Origin of the sequence: Roseovarius sp. TE539, from assembly GCF_003298505.1 — a bacterium.
GTDB lineage: Bacteria > Pseudomonadota > Alphaproteobacteria > Rhodobacterales > Rhodobacteraceae > Roseovarius.
The window spans coordinates 126,554-144,021 of sequence record NZ_QNGB01000005.1; the positions used below are offsets into that span (position 1 = coordinate 126,554).

Consider the following 17,468-nt stretch of genomic DNA (forward strand, 5'->3'; position numbering starts at 1 on the left):
AGTAAATGGCAAAACGGCGGATACCCAATGGTATCCGCCGTTTTCATTTCACCGGAGCCTCGACCGTCAGCTCTGAACCTTTTCGTCATTCGGGTCGATCTTGGTCGAAGCCGCGTCACCCACATTGTCAACTCCGCGCTCTTCCAGCAGCGTCGTAAGCCAATTCGGATCCATCTCCGGAACCGACGACAGAAGAAGGTCGGTGTAGGGATGGTGTGGCGGGGTGAACATATCCTCCTTCGGCCCCTGCTCGACAACCTTGCCATACTGCATCACCACCACCTCGTCGGCGATCGCACGGACCGTCGCAAGGTCATGCGTGATGAACATGTAAGCGAGGTTCAGTTCCCGCTGCAGCCGGTCGAGCAGCTTCAGAATACCTTCTGCAACCAACTGGTCCAGCGCACTGGTCACCTCGTCACAGATGATGAAGGTCGGGTTCGCTGCCAAGGCCCTTGCGATACCGATCCGCTGCTTCTGGCCGCCGGAAAGCTCGGGAGGATAGCGGTTGTAGTATTGTGCGGGCTCCAGTTCGATGAGATCCAGAAGCTCGTCAACCCGGCTTTTCAGGTCTCCACCATGCAGGCCCTGATAGAACTGGGCCGGCCGGCCGATGATTTCATGGATCTTGACCTTCGGGTTCAGCGCCGTATCCGCCATCTGGTAGATCATCTGGGCCTGGCGCAACTGGTCCTTGCTGCGGTTGCGGTAGTCGGGCGGAAGCGCCTCACCCTTGAATTGGATCTCGCCTTTGGACGGCGGCAAGAGGCCCGTGATGCAACGTGCCGTGGTTGATTTTCCCGAACCGGATTCACCCACAACCGCAACGGTCATGCCCTCATAGACATCGAACGAGACATCATCCAGAACCTTTTCACCGCCTGTATAGGAAGCGTCGATGTTCTTGACAGATATCAGGGGCACGGAATCCTTCGGTCGCGCCTTCTGCTCGCGCTTGAAACTCCGGACCGCCCAAAGGCTCTTGGTATAGTCTTCCTTGGGGCTCTTGAGCATCTGCTCGGTTGGCGCTTCCTCAACCTCGTTGCCCTTCAGAAGCACCTTGATCGTGTCCGCCATCTGCGCCACGACCGCGAGGTCGTGGGTGATATAGATGGCAGCGGTGTTGTACTCGTCCACAATATCGCGAATAGCGGCAAGCACTTCGATCTGGGTCGTCACGTCCAGTGCCGTCGTAGGCTCATCGAAGATGATCAGGTCCGGCCGGCACGACATTGCCATTGCCGTCATCGCCCGCTGGAGCTGCCCGCCCGAAACCTGGTGAGGATACCGGAAACCGATCTCATCAGGGTTGGGCAGTCGCAGTTTTTCGTAGAGGACCATGGCGTCCTCTTGCGCTTCCGTCCGTTTCTGCAAGCGGTAATGCAGAGGGGCTTCGGTATGCTGATCAATGATCTTGTGCGCCGGGTTGAAAGACGCGGCCGCGGATTGCGCGACGTAGGCAATGCGCGCCCCGCGCAAGCTGCGCTTCTCGGCCTCGGTTGCGGTCGACAGCTCCATACCGTCGAATTCGATCGAGCCGCCGGAGATGCGCGTGCCGTCACGGGCATAGCCCATCGCGGCCGCTCCGATGGTCGATTTTCCGGCCCCGGACTCACCGATCAGGCCCATTACCTCTCCGCGATGGAGGGTCAGGTCGACACCCTTGATGATATCGACCCATTGCTCGTCCGAGTAGCCCTGAATCTGAAGATCGTGAATCTCCAGCAGAACTTCCTTCTTGTTACTCTTCATCTTTGATTACTCCTTGAGACCGGAGGAACGGTGCAGCATCCAGTCGACCACGAAGTTGACCGAGACGGTCAACAGGGCGATCGCCGCCGCCGGGATCAGGGGCGTGATGTCACCGAAAGAGATTAGTGTCGCGTTCTCCCGGACCATGGACCCCCAGTCAGCCGTGGGCGGCTGAATACCGAGACCCAGGAACGAAAGGCCTGCCACCAGCAGGAACACGAAACAGAATTCCAGCCCGAACTCCGCGATCAGGGGCGCTGTCGAGTTCGGCAGGATTTCACGGCGGATCAGGTACCAATTGCCTTCTCCGCGCAATTTCGCCGCCTCGATGTAGTCCATGACCACCACGTTGCCCGCAACGGACCGCGTCAGGCGGAACACGCGCGGTGCATAGATGATTGCCACCGCGACGATGATGACCGAGATGTCAGGACCGAAGATCGACAGCATCAGCAACGCGAAGATCAGGGACGGGATCGACATGATCACGTCAGCGATCCTGCCCAACAACTGATCCAGCCACCCACCCTTGGTGGCCGCCAGCAACCCTGCGGAGGCCCCGAGGATGAAGGCAGCGACCGTGGCCACCAGTGCCAGGCCGACCGAGTTGCGCGCGCCGTAGATGATCCGGCTGAACATGTCGCGACCCAGCTGATCGGCCCCGAGCAACATGTCCTCGCCCCGCGGTGCGAATGCGGAGGAGATCACCTCGGCCTCGCCGTGCGGGGCGATATAGGACGCGAACACGCCCATCACCAGGTAGGTGAAGATCACGAACAGCCCGAAGGCAGCCGTCATCGGCGCGGTCCGAAGCTCCTTGGCCGTGTCCGGAGACAGGGGAAGAAGGATGATCATCGCGACCGCAAGGAACACGAAGATCTCGGTCAGACCCCAGCCATAGGCGCTTGACGCGAAGGCAAGCACGGTGAACAGGCCCACTACGCTCAGGAACAACGTGTTGTTGCCACGTAGTGGCGCGCCAACATCGCCCTCCGCAAGATAGACCAGGAACTCACGGAACCCGTAGGAAATCATCCCGGCCAATGCCAGCAGCCCGGCCAGGGCGGCCACCGTCTGCAATGCGCCGACGCCACCCACGATGCCAAGAATGAACGACACCAATGTCAGCGAGAACAACAGCATGAACACCGCACGCTTGTTGAAGTATGCCGCGATACAGGAGGCGACCAGAAGCACGGTGTAGTAGCCGAATACGAAGACTGTAAAACTCATCTGTCTGCTCCCTTACTTCGGATGCCGCAGGCGCGGATTTGTCAGGATTGCGCCGACATCCGCTGCAAGATTGAGCAGGATGAAAGTCGCGGCGAAGATCAGACAGCTGGCCTGAACAACCGGGAAGTCACGTTTGCTGACCGCGTCAACAAGCGCCTGACCGATACCGGGATAGACAAACACGACCTCCACAAGCACCACGCCGGTGATCAGGTAAGCGAGGTTCAGGGCGACCACGTTGATGATCGGTGCCCATGCATTGGGAAGCGCGTGCCTGACGATCACTTTCCAGGGCGGTGTGCCCTTGAGTCGTGCCATCTCGATATACGGAGACGCCAGCAGATTGATGATTGCGGCACGTGTCATCCGCATCATGTGCGCCGTCACGACCAGAACCAGTGTAAGTGCCGGCAGGAACGTCCTTTCCAGCAACGCCCAGAAACTCATGCCTTCGCTCAGGCTCGAGATTGCCGGGAACATGCTCCACTTGACCGCGAAATAAAGGATCAGGATGTAGCCGAGGAAGAACTCCGGCGAGGAGATCGACGTCAGCGTCATGACGTTCGCCACCCGGTCGAAGATCGAGTTGCGCAGAAGCGCCACGATAACACCCAGAATGATGGCGAACGGGACCGCGATCACGGCCGCGTAGGACGCCAGGAACAGCGTGTTCATGAAACGGTCGCCGATCAGGGTTGTAACACGTTCATCGGTCACGATGGAGTTGCCGAAATCCAGTGTCACGGCCCCGCCGAGCCACTCAAGGTAACGCACGATCGCGGGTTGATCGAGGCCCATTTCCTTGCGCAGCGCCCTCAGGTTTTCCTCTGTTGCACCCTGTCCGAGAACGGCCTGGGCGATATCGCCCGGCAGCAACTCGACCATGAAAAAGATGATGACCGAGATCACCAAAAGAATGATCAGGCCAAGGCCGAGCCTTCGTCCGATCAGCCCTAGAATGTCTCCCATTTGTCCCTCCTGCTGAAATGCCGGCAATTCTCGGGCGTTTGTCCCTGACTCTTGCCAGCCTTACAGTTTTTTTGGCCGTTCACGCATGACTGGACGAAACCGGCCCATCGTTCGCGGCAGTTGTTCCGAAGCAGGCGACAGTTGCGATCGCGCCGTTCCGGAATGCGATAACCCGGCGCCGCAACGGGCGCCGGGCCGATCTCGATTCTTCAGCCTTCGAACCACCAGCGGCTGGTAGCCCGGGCACCGTCCATCTGCCAGCTTGCCGCCAGCTCGGGACCGTGCTGCACATTCTTCCGGCGTGCATAGACGAAGTTGGGGAAGAACGGGATGATGGTGCCGCCGTCGTTATTGGCGAGCATGGCCATCTCGCGATACATTTCAGCGCGCTTTTCGTCATCCAGTTCCGCCTTGGCCTTCAGAAGCAGTTCGTTGAACCGTTCGTTCTGCCAATGGCTCTCGTTCCAGGCCGCATCCGATTTATAGGCCAACGAATACATCACGTCCGGCGTCGGACGCGCGCCCCACTGAACCACGCACCAGGGTTTCTTCAGCCAAACGTCCGAATAATATCCGTCATTGGGTTCGCGCTTGACATTGATGTCGATCCCGCTGGCCTTGGCGTGTTCGGCAAACAGAACACACATGTCCACGGAGCCGGAAAAGACCGAATCCGCGACGCTGATCTCGGTACTCAGCCCCTCGGCGCCCGCCTTCTTCAGCAGAGACTTGGCCTTTTCGGGGTCATAGTCGTTCTGCGGAATATCGTCGGGCCAGTAAGGCATGGCCGGTGAGTGATGGAAGTCGTTACCCATCGTCGCCGTGTCGAAGGTGATCTTCTTGATGATTTCTTCGCGGTCGATCGAATGCTTGAGGGCATTGCGGACATCAACATTGTCGAAGGGGGCCTGATCACAGAACATCGGCATAGTAATGGCCGACGCCGATGGAACGTTGTCGATGGCGATATTGGGATCGCGTTCCAGCAGGCTGAGCGTCTTGAGCTCGAGCTGCGTGATCGCATCCACGTCGCCTGTGACCAACGCGGTCTGGCGCGCATTCGGGTCATTCAGTACGGTAATGGTGACCTCGTCGAAATAGGCCCCGTCAAGGTGCCAGTCGTCGTGGCGCACAAGATGATACTGAACGCCGAACTCGGTCTCCATCAGCTTGTACGGACCGCAGCCCTGACCCGACTTCCAGTCGATCGAACCGTCATCGTTGGCAGGGCAGACTGCCAGGTGGTAATCGGTCATCAACCAGGGCAGGTCCGCGTTGCCGCCCGCAAGCTTGACGGTGATCGAATGGTCGCCGTTATCAACGATCTCCTCGATGTCCGAGACCAGCGCCGCCGCTGCCGAGGTCGTGTCTTCGCCGCGGTGGTGGTTGAGCGACGCGATGACGTCATTCGCGGTAACCTTGTTGCCATTGTGGAAGGTCGCCCTGTCATTGAGCTTGAAGGTCCATTCCTTCGCATCCGGCGTCGCCGACCATTCGGTTGCCACGTCCGGCCCCAGGGAGCCATCGGGCTCGATCAGCGTTAGGTAACTGCGGAATGTGTGCGCCAGCATGATCGTCGAGTAGGTGACGTATGTGCCCGGATCATGCGTGTCGCCGGTGTTGCCGTCATGCGACCCGAGGCGGAAATGGCCCCCACGCGACGGCGCCGCCTTTGCCGATGTGCCCCACAGCCCGGTCGCGGCAGAGGCGCTCAGGCCTGCCGCCATCGAATAGTTCATGAACGACCGGCGAGAGATCTTGCCTTCGCGGGCAGCATCCGCCAACCGGTCAATGAGTACCTGGTCCTTGATCTTTGTCATAACTTCTCCCTGAGTTTTCGTGGATCATTTCTGTTCCAGGCCCCCGGTGGCCCGGAATTTCATTGCATGGCAATCCCGTAAGGCACGGCTTTCTTTTTCTGATGCGGTGCAGTGATGCCATGACGTTGTTTCAATTGGTCCCATGTTCTTGCGGTAACATTTCTTCCGAAACCTGACCCGCGATCGCGCGGCCCCGATCCGGGGGCCGCGCTGCGCATTGGCGCTCGTGTATCAGCCGGCAAACCACCAGCGGCTTGGCGCGCGGGCACCGTCCAGCTCCCAGCTCGCCGCAAGGCTTTCGCCCCGCATGACATTGCTGCGGCGCGCATAGACGAAGTTGTTGAACATCGGGATGATCGTCCCGCCGTCATTGCGGGCCAGAAGGGCCATCTCACGGTACATTTCCGCGCGAAGTTCGTTGTCCAGTTCCGCCTTGGCCTGGATCAGCAGCTCGTTGAAGCGTTCGTTCTGCCAGCGGCTCTCGTTCCAGTCAGCATCGGACTTGTAGGCCAGCGAATACATAACGTCCGGCGTGGGCCTTGCACCCCAGGAAACCGCCGTGAAGGACTCCTTGAGCCAGACATCCGAGTAGTATCCGTCGTTCGGCTCACGAATGACCTTGACATCGATCCCGGCCTGCTTGGCCTGCTCCGAATAAAGCACGCACATGTCCACCGCACCGGAGAATACACTGTCGGCGGTGTGAATGTTGACCGACAGGCTGTCATGACCGGCCTTCTTGAGCAGTGATTTCGCCTGATCGGGATCATATTCGCGCTGCGGGATATCTTCAGGCCAGTAAGGCATCGCCGGCGAATGATGGAAATCATTGCCCTTCGTGGCCGCACCGAAGGCGATCTTCTCGATGATCTCGTCACGATCCATCGCAAGTTTCAGCGCGTTGCGCACATTGACGTCATCATAGGGCGCGGTGTCACAGAACATCGGCATGGTGATCGCCGCGGCGGACGGTACGTTCTCGACCTCGATGTTGGGATCGCGCTGAAGCAGGGCCGATGTCTTGAGATCGATCAGCGACACCGCATCCACATCCCCTGTCACCAAGGCGGTCTGACGCGCGTTCGGATCGTTCAGGACAAGCATTTCCAGCTTGTCGAAATAGGCGCCTTCCAGGTGCCAGCCTTCGTGCCGGCTCAGTTTCCAGCTCACACCCCATTCGCCGTCATCAATCCGGTAAGGACCGGAGCCGTCCCCGCTCTGCCAGTTGGCCGTGCCGTCCTCGTTGGCCGGAACGATCGCGAGATGATAGTCCGTCAACAGCCAAGGCAGATCGGCCAGTCCGCTTTCGAGCGAGACAACCACGGTGTTGTCGCCGTCGGTCTCGATGTTGGTCACCGATGTCAGCAGGGCCTTCGCGGCTGAAGTCGAATCATCACCGCGGTGGTGGTTCAGTGAAGCCACCACATCCGTCGACGTGACCGGCTTGCCGCTGTGGAACGTTGCATTCGGGTTAAGCTCGAAGGTCCAGACGGAGGCGTCTTCGTTGGCGCTCCAGTCGGTTGCCAGATCCGGGCCCAGCGTCCCGTCGGGTTCGATCAATGTCAGATAGCTGCGGTACTGATGCGCCAGATAGATCTGCTGGCGCGACACATATGTGCCCGGATCGTGTGTATCCGAGGAGTTCCCGTCATGCATGCCGACCTTGAAGGTTCCGCCCTTGCGGGGTTGCGCGTTCGCGCTGCGTGTCCACAGGCCGGTGGCGGCCGAAGCCGTCATCCCTGCAGCCAGGGAGTGGTGCATGAAAGATCGTCTGGAAATGCTGCCTCTCCTGGCCGCGTCGGCCAGCTTGTCAATAAGGATCGGATCGGATTTCTTGGTCATGTTATCTCCCTGAGGTTGTTGCTTATTGGCCATTAGACCGCAGCGTCTTGCGGGGCTCGTCATAAGCTTCCACGTTCATCGCAGTGTTGAGCAGCTTGTTTGCGACATGTCAGTAACAAAACACGAAATCCGTGATGCTGCTACCCTCTAGTTTGGCGATTCAGAAAATTTTATGTCGGTCGTTCACGGAGATTTGTTTCGGGATCAGCAACGTTTTGACCTTGCCGGTTATGAATACCGCGCATTTCATTCGGTATGCACTTGCACACATCGGAACAGATTTTCTTGTCGCCTTCGCCGGCGCCCATGCTCAAGCGTCTTTAAACCCGACAGCGGGATCAACCGCGCCGCGTGCGCAATTTCGCAAAATAGTCCAGCCGTTTCCTGAGTTCACGTTCGAACCCACGCTCCACGGGTTGATACAGCACCGGTCGTGTCATCCCGTCAGGGAAATAGTTCTGTCCCGAGAAACCGTCTTCGGCATCGTGATCATAGGCATAGCCGGCCCCGTAGCCCTCTTGTTTCATCAGGCCGGTTGGCGCGTTCAGGATATGCTTTGGCGGAGGGGTCGAGCCGGTTTCTTCAGCAGCGCGCATCGCGGATTTGAAGGCGGCGTATCCCGCGTTGGACTTGGGCGCCAGTGACAGGTAGATCACCGCCTGGGCCAGCGCCAGCTCTCCTTCCGGGCTTCCCAGGCGCTCATAGAGTTCCCAGGCATGAAGGCAGAGGGTTTGCGCATGGCTGTCCGCAAGTCCGATGTCCTCCACCGCCATGCGCGTGATCCGGCGCGCGAGGTACCGTGGGTCCTCACCCCCCTTCAACATCCGCGCCAACCAGTAAAGCGCCGCGTCCGGATCTGATCCGCGCACCGATTTGTGAAGTGCGGAAATCAGGTTGTAATGCTCGTCGCCGCTCTTGTCGTATTTGGCGGCGCGCCGCATCAGTCTTTCGGCAAGGGCATCCGTGCCTAGCCGCCCCTCGACCTTCCAGGCGGCAATCTGTTCGACCAGATTCAAAAGGGCGCGCCCGTCGCCGTCAGCCATGCAGAGCAGGGCCTCGCGTGCCTCTCCGTCAAGCGGCAGGGTGCGGCCCAGTTCCTGTTCCGCGCGTTGCGCAAGCAGCTCCAGGTCCGCCAGTTCCAGCCGCGCCAGCACCAGAACCTGCGCACGCGACAGCAGCGCGGCATTCAGTTCGAAACTCGGGTTTTCGGTCGTCGCCCCCACGAGCAGGATCGTGCCGTCCTCCATATGCGGGAGGAACCCGTCCTGCTGCGCCTTGTTGAAGCGGTGAATCTCATCCACGAAAAGCAGCGTGCCCTGCCCGTTCGCGCGACGGTGGCGGGCAGCTTCGAACACTTTCTTGAGCTCCGGCACACCGGTGAAAATCGCGCTGATCTGGATGAAATGGAGATCAGTCTCCTTGGCCAGCAGGCGCGCGATTGTGGTCTTGCCAACACCCGGCGGTCCCCAGAAAACCAGCGATCCAAGCTGCCCGGACGCGAGCATCACACCAAGCGGCGCATCCGATCCCAGCAAACGGTCCTGACCGATCACCTCGCCCAGACTGCCGGGGCGCAACCGGTCCGCCAACGGCTGATGCCCGTCGTCCTGCGCCTTGCCGGCGGTCGGGGTTCCCGGCGCGGTATCGAACAGATCAGTCACTTGCTATAACCTGAATCGCAGGACCGCCCGCCGGGTCCCGCGCTGCACCTCGAGCGCCAGCCGCCCACGCGCTTCGGTCAGAAGCTCACCGGCCTGAGCCGGGGTGCGGACTGGTACGCCGTCGATCGCGCGCAGCACATCGCCTTCTCGCAGACCGGCGCGCGTGCCGATTGCGCCGGGATCCTCAACCACGACGCCTTCGGCACTCAGCGGAAGATCGTACCGCGCCACGATGGCCGGATTGATCCTCGACAGAACCAGCCCGGGGATGGCAGCCGCCGGCCCGGTCTCCACCTTATCGGGCGGCGGGATGTTCGGTGGCGCGATCATTGAAACTGAAACCGTCCGGACCCGACCCTGCCGATAGAACGACACCGATGCATCTGTGCCCAGCCCCGCGACGGACATTCTGAAGATCATCTCGGCAGGTGTATTGACAGGTTCGCCATCCACCTCGGTGATCACGTCGCCGGGGCGGAGTCCGGCGTCACGGAAGGGGCTTTGCGGATGCACTTGGGAAACGGCAACGCCGCCGGGCCGATCAAGACCCAGACCATCTGCCATGTCGGATGTTACAGTCTGGCCACCAAGCCCTGCCCATGGTCTTTCAAAACGCGTATTGCCGGCCCGAGCCTGCGTCAGGACCTGACGCACCAAAGCGGACGGTATCGCAAACCCGATCCCGTCAGAGCCGCCCGACCGGGTCAGAATCGATGTGTTGATACCGATCAGTCGCCCGTTCACATCGACCAGGGCGCCGCCCGAATTGCCCGGGTTGATCGGCGCGTCCGTCTGAATGAAATATCCGCGTGCATTGCCGGTTGCGGTACCCGACCGCGCAAGACCGGAAATGATCCCGCTGGAAACCGTCTGGCCAACGCCGAACGGGTTGCCGATGGCCAGTACAAGTTCGCCCACCTCCACCGTGTCGCTGTCACGCAGCTCAAGGGCCGGCATCTGTCCGGCGTCTTCGAGCTGCAGGACTGCAAGGTCACTTTCCTCATCCGAAAGCAGCACTCGCGCGGAAAATTCGCGACGGTCGTTGAGCACGACGCGAATATCAGTTGCCCGCCCGACAACATGAAAATTCGAGACCACGAGTCCGTCTTCCCCGAGTATGACACCCGAACCAAGGGAGTTCTGGATGCGTGGCCTCGGCTCGTTGAAATCGCGGAACAGACCTTCGAAAAACGGGTCATCCTCGAAGGGGCTGCGGCGCCCGCGCACGATCCGCTTGGCGTATATGTTTACGACCGCCGGCGCCGTAACGCGAACCACCGGAACGAAACCCGTCCTGATTTCCGCTTCACCTTGCGGCACGCGCATTTCCTCGGCGGTTGCCGGAAAGACGGCCAGGGCGAGGAAGACGAGGATTGCACGGATCATGGCGCCCCCGATTGTGAACCTGCCACAGCATATGCGGAACCGCCCGGCTGATTGCAAGCGCGCCACATCGGCCGCCTGCCGCGGCAGGCGGATCCTCGGTATGATCCGCTTGCAATCCCTCCGGAAGCGGCAAAGCGGTATACCGAAAACGAAAAACCCCCGGCCGAGGCCCGGCCGGGGGTCCGTAACGCTGCTGATGCAGGGCGCTGTTACTCTTCCGCGGCCTCTTCGGCGGCAACCCGGGCACGATCGGTCGCACCCTTGGCATCGGTGTCGCGATCCACGAATTCGATTATGGCCATCGGGGCCATGTCGCCGTAACGGAACCCGGCCTTGAGAACGCGGATATATCCGCCCTGCCGATCCTTGTAGCGGGGGCCCAGAACATCAAAGAGCTTGGCCACGTGGGCGTCCTGCTTGAGCTGAGACGCGGCTTGGCGGCGGGCGTGAATATCGCCGCGCTTGCCAAGGGTCACAAGCTTTTCGGCGACGCGGCGAAGCTCCTTCGCCTTTGGCAGGGTGGTTTTGATCTGTTCATGTTCGATCAGCGAACCGGCCATGTTCGCCCAGAGCGCCTTGCGGTGCTCGTGGGTTCTGTTCAGGCGCCGGTAACCTCTGGCGTGACGCATTTTCTTTCTCCTTCGTGTTTATGCTTTGTCAGGGGCGAGATGCGTGTCTCACCCTCTCCTTGGGGCGGGATGCCCGGGGTTTGATGAGCCGGATACGGGATCAGGCCCGCGTTCGGCAAGGATAGATATGCCAGGCGCACACGCGCCTGCCATCAGGTCATGGTTCAGAACTGGTCCTCGTATTTCTTGGCCAGTTCCTCGATATTGTCGGGGGGCCAGTCCTCGACATCAAGGCCCAGGTGCAAGCCCATGCCCGAAAGAACTTCCTTGATCTCGTTGAGCGACTTGCGGCCGAAATTCGGCGTGCGCAGCATCTCGGCCTCGGTCTTCTGGATCAAGTCACCAATATAAACGATGTTGTCATTCTTGAGGCAATTGGCGGAGCGAACCGAAAGTTCCAGCTCGTCCACTTTCTTGAGCAGCAGCGGATTGAATTCGAGCCCGTCATCCTCGTCCTGCCGACCCGCCGATTCGGGTTCCTCGAAATTGACGAAAATCGAAAGCTGGTCCTGGATGATGCGGGCGGCGAATGCAACGGCATCGTCAGGGGTGAGCGAGCCGTCGGTTTCAACCTTCATGGTCAGCTTGTCATAATCGAGAACCTGCCCCTCACGGGTGGGTTGAACATCGTAGCTGACCTTCTTGACCGGTGAGTAGATCGCATCGACGGGTATCATTCCGATCGGTGCATCCTCCGGCTTGTTGCGGTCTGCCGCGACATAGCCTTTGCCGGTGTTGACGGTCAGTTCCATGTAAACATCCGCGCCCTCGTCGAGGTGGCAGATCACATGGTCTCTGTTGAGGATTTCAATTCCGGCACTATCGGATATGTCACCCGCGGTGACGACGCCCGGCCCTTTTGCATTGATCGACAGCCGCTTGGGCCCTTCGACCTCCATGCGCAGGGCCACGCCCTTCAGGTTGAGTACGATGTCTGTGACGTCTTCGCGCACACCCGCAACCGACGAGAACTCGTGCAGGACGTTATCTATCTGCACGCTGGTGATCGCGGCGCCCTGAAGCGAGCTGAGCAGAACGCGGCGCAGCGCGTTGCCGAGCGTCAGGCCGAAACCCCGTTCCAAGGGTTCCGCAACGACAGTCGCCTGACGCAGCGGGTCATTGCCCGGCTTCACGTCAAGCTGCGTCGGCTTGATCAGTTCGGCCCAATTCTTGTGGATCATGCGTCCCTCCATTCCTGTCCCGTCCCCATGTCCGAAGGTCCGGAACTCCCGAGGTTTAAAATGACGATTGCGGGGCCCTGCACCACGGCAGGGCCCCGCATTGGAAAATCCCGTTCAGACCCGACGGCGTTTCGGCGGGCGACAGCCATTGTGAGCAATCGGCGTCACGTCGCGGATCGAAGTGATGTTGAACCCCACCGCCGCCAATGCGCGCAGCGCGGATTCACGCCCGGAACCGGGGCCCTGAACTTCGACCTCGAGGGTACGCATACCATGATCCTGCGCCTTCTTGCCTGCATCCTCGGCCGCGAGCTGCGCGGCATACGGCGTGGACTTGCGCGACCCCTTGAAACCCATCGTGCCGGCCGAGGACCACGCGATCGCGTTGCCCTGAACGTCGGAAATGAGAACCTTGGTATTGTTGAAGGAGGAATTGACATGCGCCACGCCCGTGGCGATGTTCTTGGAGACTTTCTTCTTGCCGCGGGTAGCCTTGCGGGTATCTCGTGCCATTCTCTGTGCCCTCCCTTACTTCTTCTTGCCGGCGATGGGTTTCGCCGGGCCCTTGCGGGTGCGGGCATTGGTATGGGTGCGCTGACCGCGAACCGGAAGGTTGCGACGGTGGCGCAGGCCACGGTAGCAGCCAAGATCCATCAGGCGCTTGACGTTCATCTGAACTTCGCGACGCAGATCGCCTTCGACCGTGTAGTTGGAATCAATGTGTTCGCGGACCGCGACGAGTTCTGTGTCCGACAACTCGTTCAGGCGGCGGCTGCCGTCGATGTTGACCGCGTCGCAGATCGACTTCGCGCTGGAAGGCCCGATTCCGGTAATATAAGTGAGGGCGATGGGAACCCGCTTGTGGGTGGGCAGGTTAACGCCGGCTATACGTGCCAAGTGTCATGTCCTTTCGTTGCGGGTCCGTAGCTCCAGACCCTTTTTTCACAACGGAGGCCCGATGGATGATCCGCCGGGCCGCTGTCATTAAGGTGATTTCGTCCGGACGCCGGAAGCTGTGGCGATTCCCGGACCCCCTTGCGGGATGCCGCTATTTATTGGGTGGCGCACCCGCCGTCAACCCCGTGTCAAGCACTTTGTGGATGCGGAGCGGGAAACGCCGATTTCACGGGTCGGGGCGGCCGATCTCGGACCATGCTTACACCCCGCGCCAGGTGCCTCACGCAAGTGCGTCGGCAATGGCCGCCTTGACCTCGTCAATCTCACCCAGACCGTCAACGCTGCGCAGTTTGCCCTTCGCGTAGTAATAGCCGATCAGCGGCGAGGTTTTCTTGTAGTACTCCATCAGGCGCTGGCGCAGGCTTTCCTCGTTGTCATCCGCGCGGCGCTTGATGTCGGTGCTGCCGCAGTTTGCGCATTTGCCGTCTTCCGGCCAAGGCTTGGTGATGTCGTTGTAGACCTCGCCACAGCCACCGCAGGTCGAACGTGCGGTGATCCGGCTGACCAGCGCCTCGTCATCGACCCGCATCTCGATCACGGCATCAAGTGTTTCGCCGGTCTCCGACAGCAGGGTATCAAGCGCGTCCGCCTGCGCCAGGGTGCGCGGAAACCCGTCGAATATGAAGCCGCTGGCATTTTCGCCTTCCAGCTTTTCGCGGATGAGGCCGATGACGATATCATCGGTCACCAGATCACCGCGCGCCATCACTTCGGCCACCTTCTTGCCCATCTCGGTGCCGCTGTCCTTGGCCTCGCGAAGCATGTCGCCCGTGGAAAGCTGGATCATGCCCCGATCCTCGACGAGGAAATGCGCCTGCGTGCCCTTGCCCGCGCCCGGCGGTCCCAGAAGAATGATGTTCATTTGCGTCCTGTCCCTTTTCTGCGGGCGCGCTTTTTGCCTTTGCCCTTGCCGCCCAGCTGCGATTTCTCGATCAGGCCCTCATACTGATGCGCCAGAAGATGCGATTGCACCTGCTGGATCGTGTCCATTGTCACCGATACCACAATGAGAACCGAAGTGCCGCCAAAATAGAAAGGTATGGCCAGTTGGCTACGCAGAATCTCCGGAAGGAGACAAACTGCCGCAAGGTAAGCCGATCCGAGAACAAGGATTCGGGAGACGACATATTCCAGGTATTCCGCCGTCTTCTTGCCCGGTCTTACTCCGGGTACGAAACCGTTCTGCTTCTGAAGGTTGTCGGCCACGTCATCGGGTTTGAACGACACGTTATAGGTGTAGAAGAAGGTGAAGAACACGATCATCGCCGTGAAGAACAGAAGATAGAGCGGCTGACCGGGCCCGAAATAGGCCAGCAGCGTCGACATGAAGGGACTGGCCTCGTTGCCGCCCGAGAACGTGCTTATCGTCGTCGGCAGGAGCAGGAGCGAGGACGCGAAGATCGCCGGGATCACGCCTGCCGGGTTGACCTTGACGGGCAGGTGCGAAGACCCGCCATCATAAACCTTCATCCCCACCTGACGGCGCGGATACTGGATATGGATCTTCCGCAGGGACCGTTCCATGAACACAACGAAGGCAATCACGGCCACCACCATCAGGAGAACCCCGATGATCACGGCCGGGCTTATCGCACCGGACCGCCCCTGGCTGAAGAACTGGGCCAATGCCGCTGGAACCTCGGCGATGATCCCGACGAAGATGATCAGCGAAATGCCATTGCCGACACCGCGCGCTGTGATCTGTTCGCCAAGCCACATGAGGAACATCGTACCGCCGACCAGCGTGATCATGCACGAGGCGATGAAGAAGAGCCCGGGATTGGTGACCAGATCGCCCGACTGAAGGCTGACAGCGAGGCCGTAGGATTGCAGCGTGGCCAGTGCCACCGTCCCATAGCGGGTATACTGGTTGATCTTCTTGCGCCCCTGCTCACCCTCTTTCTTGAGCTGTTCAAGCTTGGGTACCATGGCCGTCAGAAGCTGCACGATGATCGAGGCCGAAATATAGGGCATGATGCCAAGGGCGAAGATTCCCATCCGCCCCAAGGCGCCACCGGTGAACATCGACAACATGCCGCCGATCGACGATTGCGCCCCTTCCATGAATTCCCTGAGTGCGGCGCCATCTATTCCGGGCACAGGAATGAAGGTGCCCAGCCTGTAGACGATCAAGAGCCCGAGCGTGAAAAGGATCCTTTTGCGGAGGTCGGTCGCCTTGCCTAACGCGGACCAGCTGGTGTTGGCGGCCATTTGTTCTGCTGCAGATACCATGCGCGGTCTCTTTTCTTAAATGACGACGCCGCCAGGAGCCGTTTTCCAGCTCAGGCGGCATCTTCGGAAAACTCAAAGGTATGTAAGCGGCACGCGCGCCGCTCACAACCTATTAATCGGCAGCCTGCGCGGTTGTGACCGAAAGAGACCCGCCTGCTTTCTCGACCGCGTCGACGGCGGATTTCGATGCGCCGGCCACGTGGAGATCCAGCTTGGTGCTGACTTCGCCCTTTGCAAGCACGCGCACACCGTCGCGCTTGCGACGGACCAGGCCGCTTGCGACAAGCACGTCTTCCGTGATCGGCTGCCCCGCGTCGATCTTGCCCGCCTCGATGAATTTCTGGATCAGGCCCAGATTGACGACCGCGTATTTCTTGCGATTGGGCTTGTTGAAGCCACGCTTGGGCAGGCGCTGATAGATCGGCATCTGGCCGCCCTCGTAGCCCTTGATGGCAACGCCGGAGCGGGATTTCTGCCCCTTGATACCGCGCCCGGCGGTCTTGCCCATACCCGAGCCGGGGCCGCGCCCGACCCGTTTCTTCGGTCTTGTCGCGCCCGGATTGTCGTGCAGTTCATTCAGTTTCATGTCGCTTCTCCTGAGCCGGATGCAGCCCCCAGCGACGGGAGTGGCCGACCACGGCATTTCTTGATGTGATTCAGATGCGCCCTGCGGGGGCACCGGTGGCGTATAGACGTTGCGCCGGGCCGGTGCAAGTGTCCAGCTCCGGCCGCGCGGATTGATTTTTCCGCCCGGCCCGTGTGACATTCCATTCATGACGGGTTTCATTCGCCATCCCCTTGCCCGCCTCTGCTGCATGCCGGCCCTGGTGCTGTCGCTGGTTCACCCGGCTGCGGCGGCCTGCGCGCGGGATGCGATGCTCGTGCTCGACGGGTCCGCCTCGATGGCGGAGGTCGGGCATGACCCTGCGGCGCCCACAAGAATTATCGAAGCGCGGGCAGCCCTGCGCCTTGCGATGCCGCAGATCGCGCCGCTGCGCCGGGTCGGGTTGCTCGTTTACGGACCGGGAGGCGCCGATGCGTGTTCGGGGATCGACCTGCGCTTCGGTCCTGTAGCGGATGCTGCGGAACCGGTGATCGCCGGCGCGCAGGCGCTGCAACCGGGCGGATTGACGCCGATCGCGGACTCGGTCCTCGCGGCGGCACAGGCACTGGACTACCGTACGCGGCCCGGCATCGTGGTGCTCGTCACGGATGGCAACGAGACCTGTGGCGGGCGCCCCTGCGCATTGGGCGCGGCGCTGATGACAGAAGCGCGCGACCTGACCGTGCATGTGATCGGTTTCCGGGTGAATGTCGATTTCTTCGGCTGGAACACCCCGGAACAGGAAAGTTACGGCGAAGGCCGCACGGTGGCGAAATGCCTGGCCGACCGGACAGGTGGAAAATATGTTTCGACGGACACGGTGGACGAGCTGGTGGCGGCACTCCGCGAAACGCTGGGCTGTGCTGTGATCGGCGCCGGCCACCGTGCGGCCCCGGTGGAGCCGGTGACAGCCCATGAAAATGCCCCGGCCATCGCTGACCGGGGCGCTTGAACGGTGGCGACGGAAATTTTGAAAATTTCCGGTCCGTTTTCTTTTCAAGAAAACGGATCAGCCCTTTTCTTCGACGATTTCCACCATGTGCGGGATCTTGGCGATCATGCCACGCACTGCGGGCGTGTCCTCGAGTTCGCGGGTCTTGTGCATCTTGTTCAGGCCCAGCCCGATCAGCGTCTGGCGCTGTTTCTCGGGGCGGCGGATCGGAGAACCGATCTGTCTGACGACGATGGTCTTTGCCATGTGC

The 17,468-nt window shown here is 60.5% G+C and carries 16 protein-coding genes; 1 reads left to right on the forward strand and 15 read right to left on the reverse strand.

Features of this window, described 5'->3' with window-relative positions; translation table 11 throughout:
- Positions 1 to 66 precede the first annotated feature (66 nt).
- From DQW77_RS05185 to rplO, 14 genes are all read right to left on the reverse strand, one after another.
- A complete protein-coding gene (locus DQW77_RS05185; protein ID WP_113257122.1) occupies positions 67 to 1,752 on the reverse strand; it encodes an ABC transporter ATP-binding protein in 1,686 nt (561 codons plus the stop codon).
- Between the two features lie 6 nt (positions 1,753 to 1,758).
- Positions 1,759 to 2,985: an ABC transporter permease gene (locus DQW77_RS05190; protein ID WP_220124947.1), complete on the reverse strand. Its 1,227-nt coding sequence runs from the start codon at positions 2,983 to 2,985 to the stop codon at positions 1,759 to 1,761.
- 12 nt (positions 2,986 to 2,997) lie between these two features.
- Positions 2,998 to 3,954: an ABC transporter permease gene (locus DQW77_RS05195; RefSeq protein WP_113257123.1), complete on the reverse strand. Its 957-nt coding sequence runs from the start codon at positions 3,952 to 3,954 to the stop codon at positions 2,998 to 3,000.
- A 209-nt stretch (positions 3,955 to 4,163) separates the two neighbouring features.
- On the reverse strand, positions 4,164 to 5,774 hold the full coding sequence (locus DQW77_RS05200; RefSeq protein ID WP_113257124.1) for an ABC transporter substrate-binding protein: 1,611 nt from the start codon (positions 5,772 to 5,774) through the stop codon (positions 4,164 to 4,166).
- Positions 5,775 to 6,005: 231 nt separating this feature from the next.
- Positions 6,006 to 7,616 carry an ABC transporter substrate-binding protein gene (locus DQW77_RS05205; RefSeq protein WP_113257125.1) on the reverse strand — a complete coding sequence of 537 codons (1,611 nt, stop codon included), beginning with the start codon at positions 7,614 to 7,616 and terminating at the stop codon, positions 6,006 to 6,008.
- Positions 7,617 to 7,954: 338 nt separating this feature from the next.
- Positions 7,955 to 9,277, reverse strand: a complete 1,323-nt coding sequence (locus DQW77_RS05210; RefSeq protein WP_113257126.1) for a replication-associated recombination protein A — start codon at positions 9,275 to 9,277, stop codon at positions 7,955 to 7,957.
- Between the two features lie 3 nt (positions 9,278 to 9,280).
- Positions 9,281 to 10,663, reverse strand: coding sequence for a trypsin-like peptidase domain-containing protein (locus DQW77_RS05215; RefSeq protein ID WP_113257127.1), 1,383 nt, complete (start codon positions 10,661 to 10,663; stop codon positions 9,281 to 9,283).
- Positions 10,664 to 10,872: 209 nt separating this feature from the next.
- Positions 10,873 to 11,292: a 50S ribosomal protein L17 gene (gene rplQ, locus DQW77_RS05220; protein ID WP_113257128.1), complete on the reverse strand. Its 420-nt coding sequence runs from the start codon at positions 11,290 to 11,292 to the stop codon at positions 10,873 to 10,875.
- 164 nt (positions 11,293 to 11,456) lie between these two features.
- Positions 11,457 to 12,473 (reverse strand): DNA-directed RNA polymerase subunit alpha, encoded by a 1,017-nt coding sequence (locus tag DQW77_RS05225; protein ID WP_113257215.1) that lies wholly within the window; start codon positions 12,471 to 12,473, stop codon positions 11,457 to 11,459.
- Between the two features lie 114 nt (positions 12,474 to 12,587).
- Entirely contained in the window at positions 12,588 to 12,986 is a 399-nt protein-coding gene (rpsK, locus tag DQW77_RS05230) for a 30S ribosomal protein S11 (protein ID WP_113257129.1), read from the reverse strand.
- A 15-nt stretch (positions 12,987 to 13,001) separates the two neighbouring features.
- Positions 13,002 to 13,370, reverse strand: a complete 369-nt coding sequence (gene rpsM, locus DQW77_RS05235; protein ID WP_113257130.1) for a 30S ribosomal protein S13 — start codon at positions 13,368 to 13,370, stop codon at positions 13,002 to 13,004.
- A 280-nt stretch (positions 13,371 to 13,650) separates the two neighbouring features.
- Positions 13,651 to 14,292 (reverse strand): adenylate kinase, encoded by a 642-nt coding sequence (locus DQW77_RS05240; protein WP_113257131.1) that lies wholly within the window; start codon positions 14,290 to 14,292, stop codon positions 13,651 to 13,653.
- The gene (gene secY, locus DQW77_RS05245) at positions 14,289 to 15,662 is read right to left on the reverse strand and encodes a preprotein translocase subunit SecY (protein ID WP_113257132.1); all 1,374 of its coding nucleotides are present in this window, start codon (positions 15,660 to 15,662) and stop codon (positions 14,289 to 14,291) included. Before secY ends, DQW77_RS05240 begins: the two co-directional genes overlap by 4 nt.
- Before the next feature lie 112 nt (positions 15,663 to 15,774).
- On the reverse strand, positions 15,775 to 16,248 hold the full coding sequence (rplO, locus tag DQW77_RS05250) for a 50S ribosomal protein L15 (RefSeq protein WP_113257216.1): 474 nt from the start codon (positions 16,246 to 16,248) through the stop codon (positions 15,775 to 15,777).
- 187 nt (positions 16,249 to 16,435) lie between these two features.
- Here rplO and DQW77_RS05255 point away from each other — a divergent pair, with 187 nt between their 5' ends.
- Positions 16,436 to 17,218: a VWA domain-containing protein gene (locus tag DQW77_RS05255; protein WP_258523683.1), complete on the forward strand. Its 783-nt coding sequence runs from the start codon at positions 16,436 to 16,438 to the stop codon at positions 17,216 to 17,218.
- A gap of 57 nt (positions 17,219 to 17,275) precedes the next feature.
- Here the strand turns inward: DQW77_RS05255 and rpmD are convergent, their stop codons facing one another.
- Positions 17,276 to 17,464, reverse strand: coding sequence for a 50S ribosomal protein L30 (gene rpmD, locus DQW77_RS05260; protein WP_113257133.1), 189 nt, complete (start codon positions 17,462 to 17,464; stop codon positions 17,276 to 17,278).
- Between the last annotated feature and the right edge of the window lie 4 nt (positions 17,465 to 17,468).

What these genes read in the sequence shown, in the direction of transcription:
- rpsK (WP_113257129.1), bottom strand. Translation starts at nt 12,986, where the DNA reads ATGGCACGAGATACCCGCAAGGCTACCCGCGGCAAGAAGAAAGTCTCC.
- DQW77_RS05240 (WP_113257131.1), bottom strand. Translation starts at nt 14,292, where the DNA reads ATGAACATCATTCTTCTGGGACCGCCGGGCGCGGGCAAGGGCACGCAG.
- rplQ (WP_113257128.1), bottom strand. Translation starts at nt 11,292, where the DNA reads ATGCGTCACGCCAGAGGTTACCGGCGCCTGAACAGAACCCACGAGCAC.
- DQW77_RS05255 (WP_258523683.1), top strand. Translation starts at nt 16,436, where the DNA reads ATGACGGGTTTCATTCGCCATCCCCTTGCCCGCCTCTGCTGCATGCCG.
- secY (WP_113257132.1), bottom strand. Translation starts at nt 15,662, where the DNA reads ATGGTATCTGCAGCAGAACAAATGGCCGCCAACACCAGCTGGTCCGCG.
- rpmD (WP_113257133.1), bottom strand. Translation starts at nt 17,464, where the DNA reads ATGGCAAAGACCATCGTCGTCAGACAGATCGGTTCTCCGATCCGCCGC.
- DQW77_RS05195 (WP_113257123.1), bottom strand. Translation starts at nt 3,954, where the DNA reads ATGGGAGACATTCTAGGGCTGATCGGACGAAGGCTCGGCCTTGGCCTG.
- DQW77_RS05215 (WP_113257127.1), bottom strand. Translation starts at nt 10,663, where the DNA reads ATGATCCGTGCAATCCTCGTCTTCCTCGCCCTGGCCGTCTTTCCGGCA.
- DQW77_RS05225 (WP_113257215.1), bottom strand. Translation starts at nt 12,473, where the DNA reads ATGATCCACAAGAATTGGGCCGAACTGATCAAGCCGACGCAGCTTGAC.
- rplO (WP_113257216.1), bottom strand. Translation starts at nt 16,248, where the DNA reads ATGAAACTGAATGAACTGCACGACAATCCGGGCGCGACAAGACCGAAG.
- DQW77_RS05190 (WP_220124947.1), bottom strand. Translation starts at nt 2,985, where the DNA reads ATGAGTTTTACAGTCTTCGTATTCGGCTACTACACCGTGCTTCTGGTC.
- DQW77_RS05205 (WP_113257125.1), bottom strand. Translation starts at nt 7,616, where the DNA reads ATGACCAAGAAATCCGATCCGATCCTTATTGACAAGCTGGCCGACGCG.
- DQW77_RS05200 (WP_113257124.1), bottom strand. Translation starts at nt 5,774, where the DNA reads ATGACAAAGATCAAGGACCAGGTACTCATTGACCGGTTGGCGGATGCT.
- DQW77_RS05185 (WP_113257122.1), bottom strand. Translation starts at nt 1,752, where the DNA reads ATGAAGAGTAACAAGAAGGAAGTTCTGCTGGAGATTCACGATCTTCAG.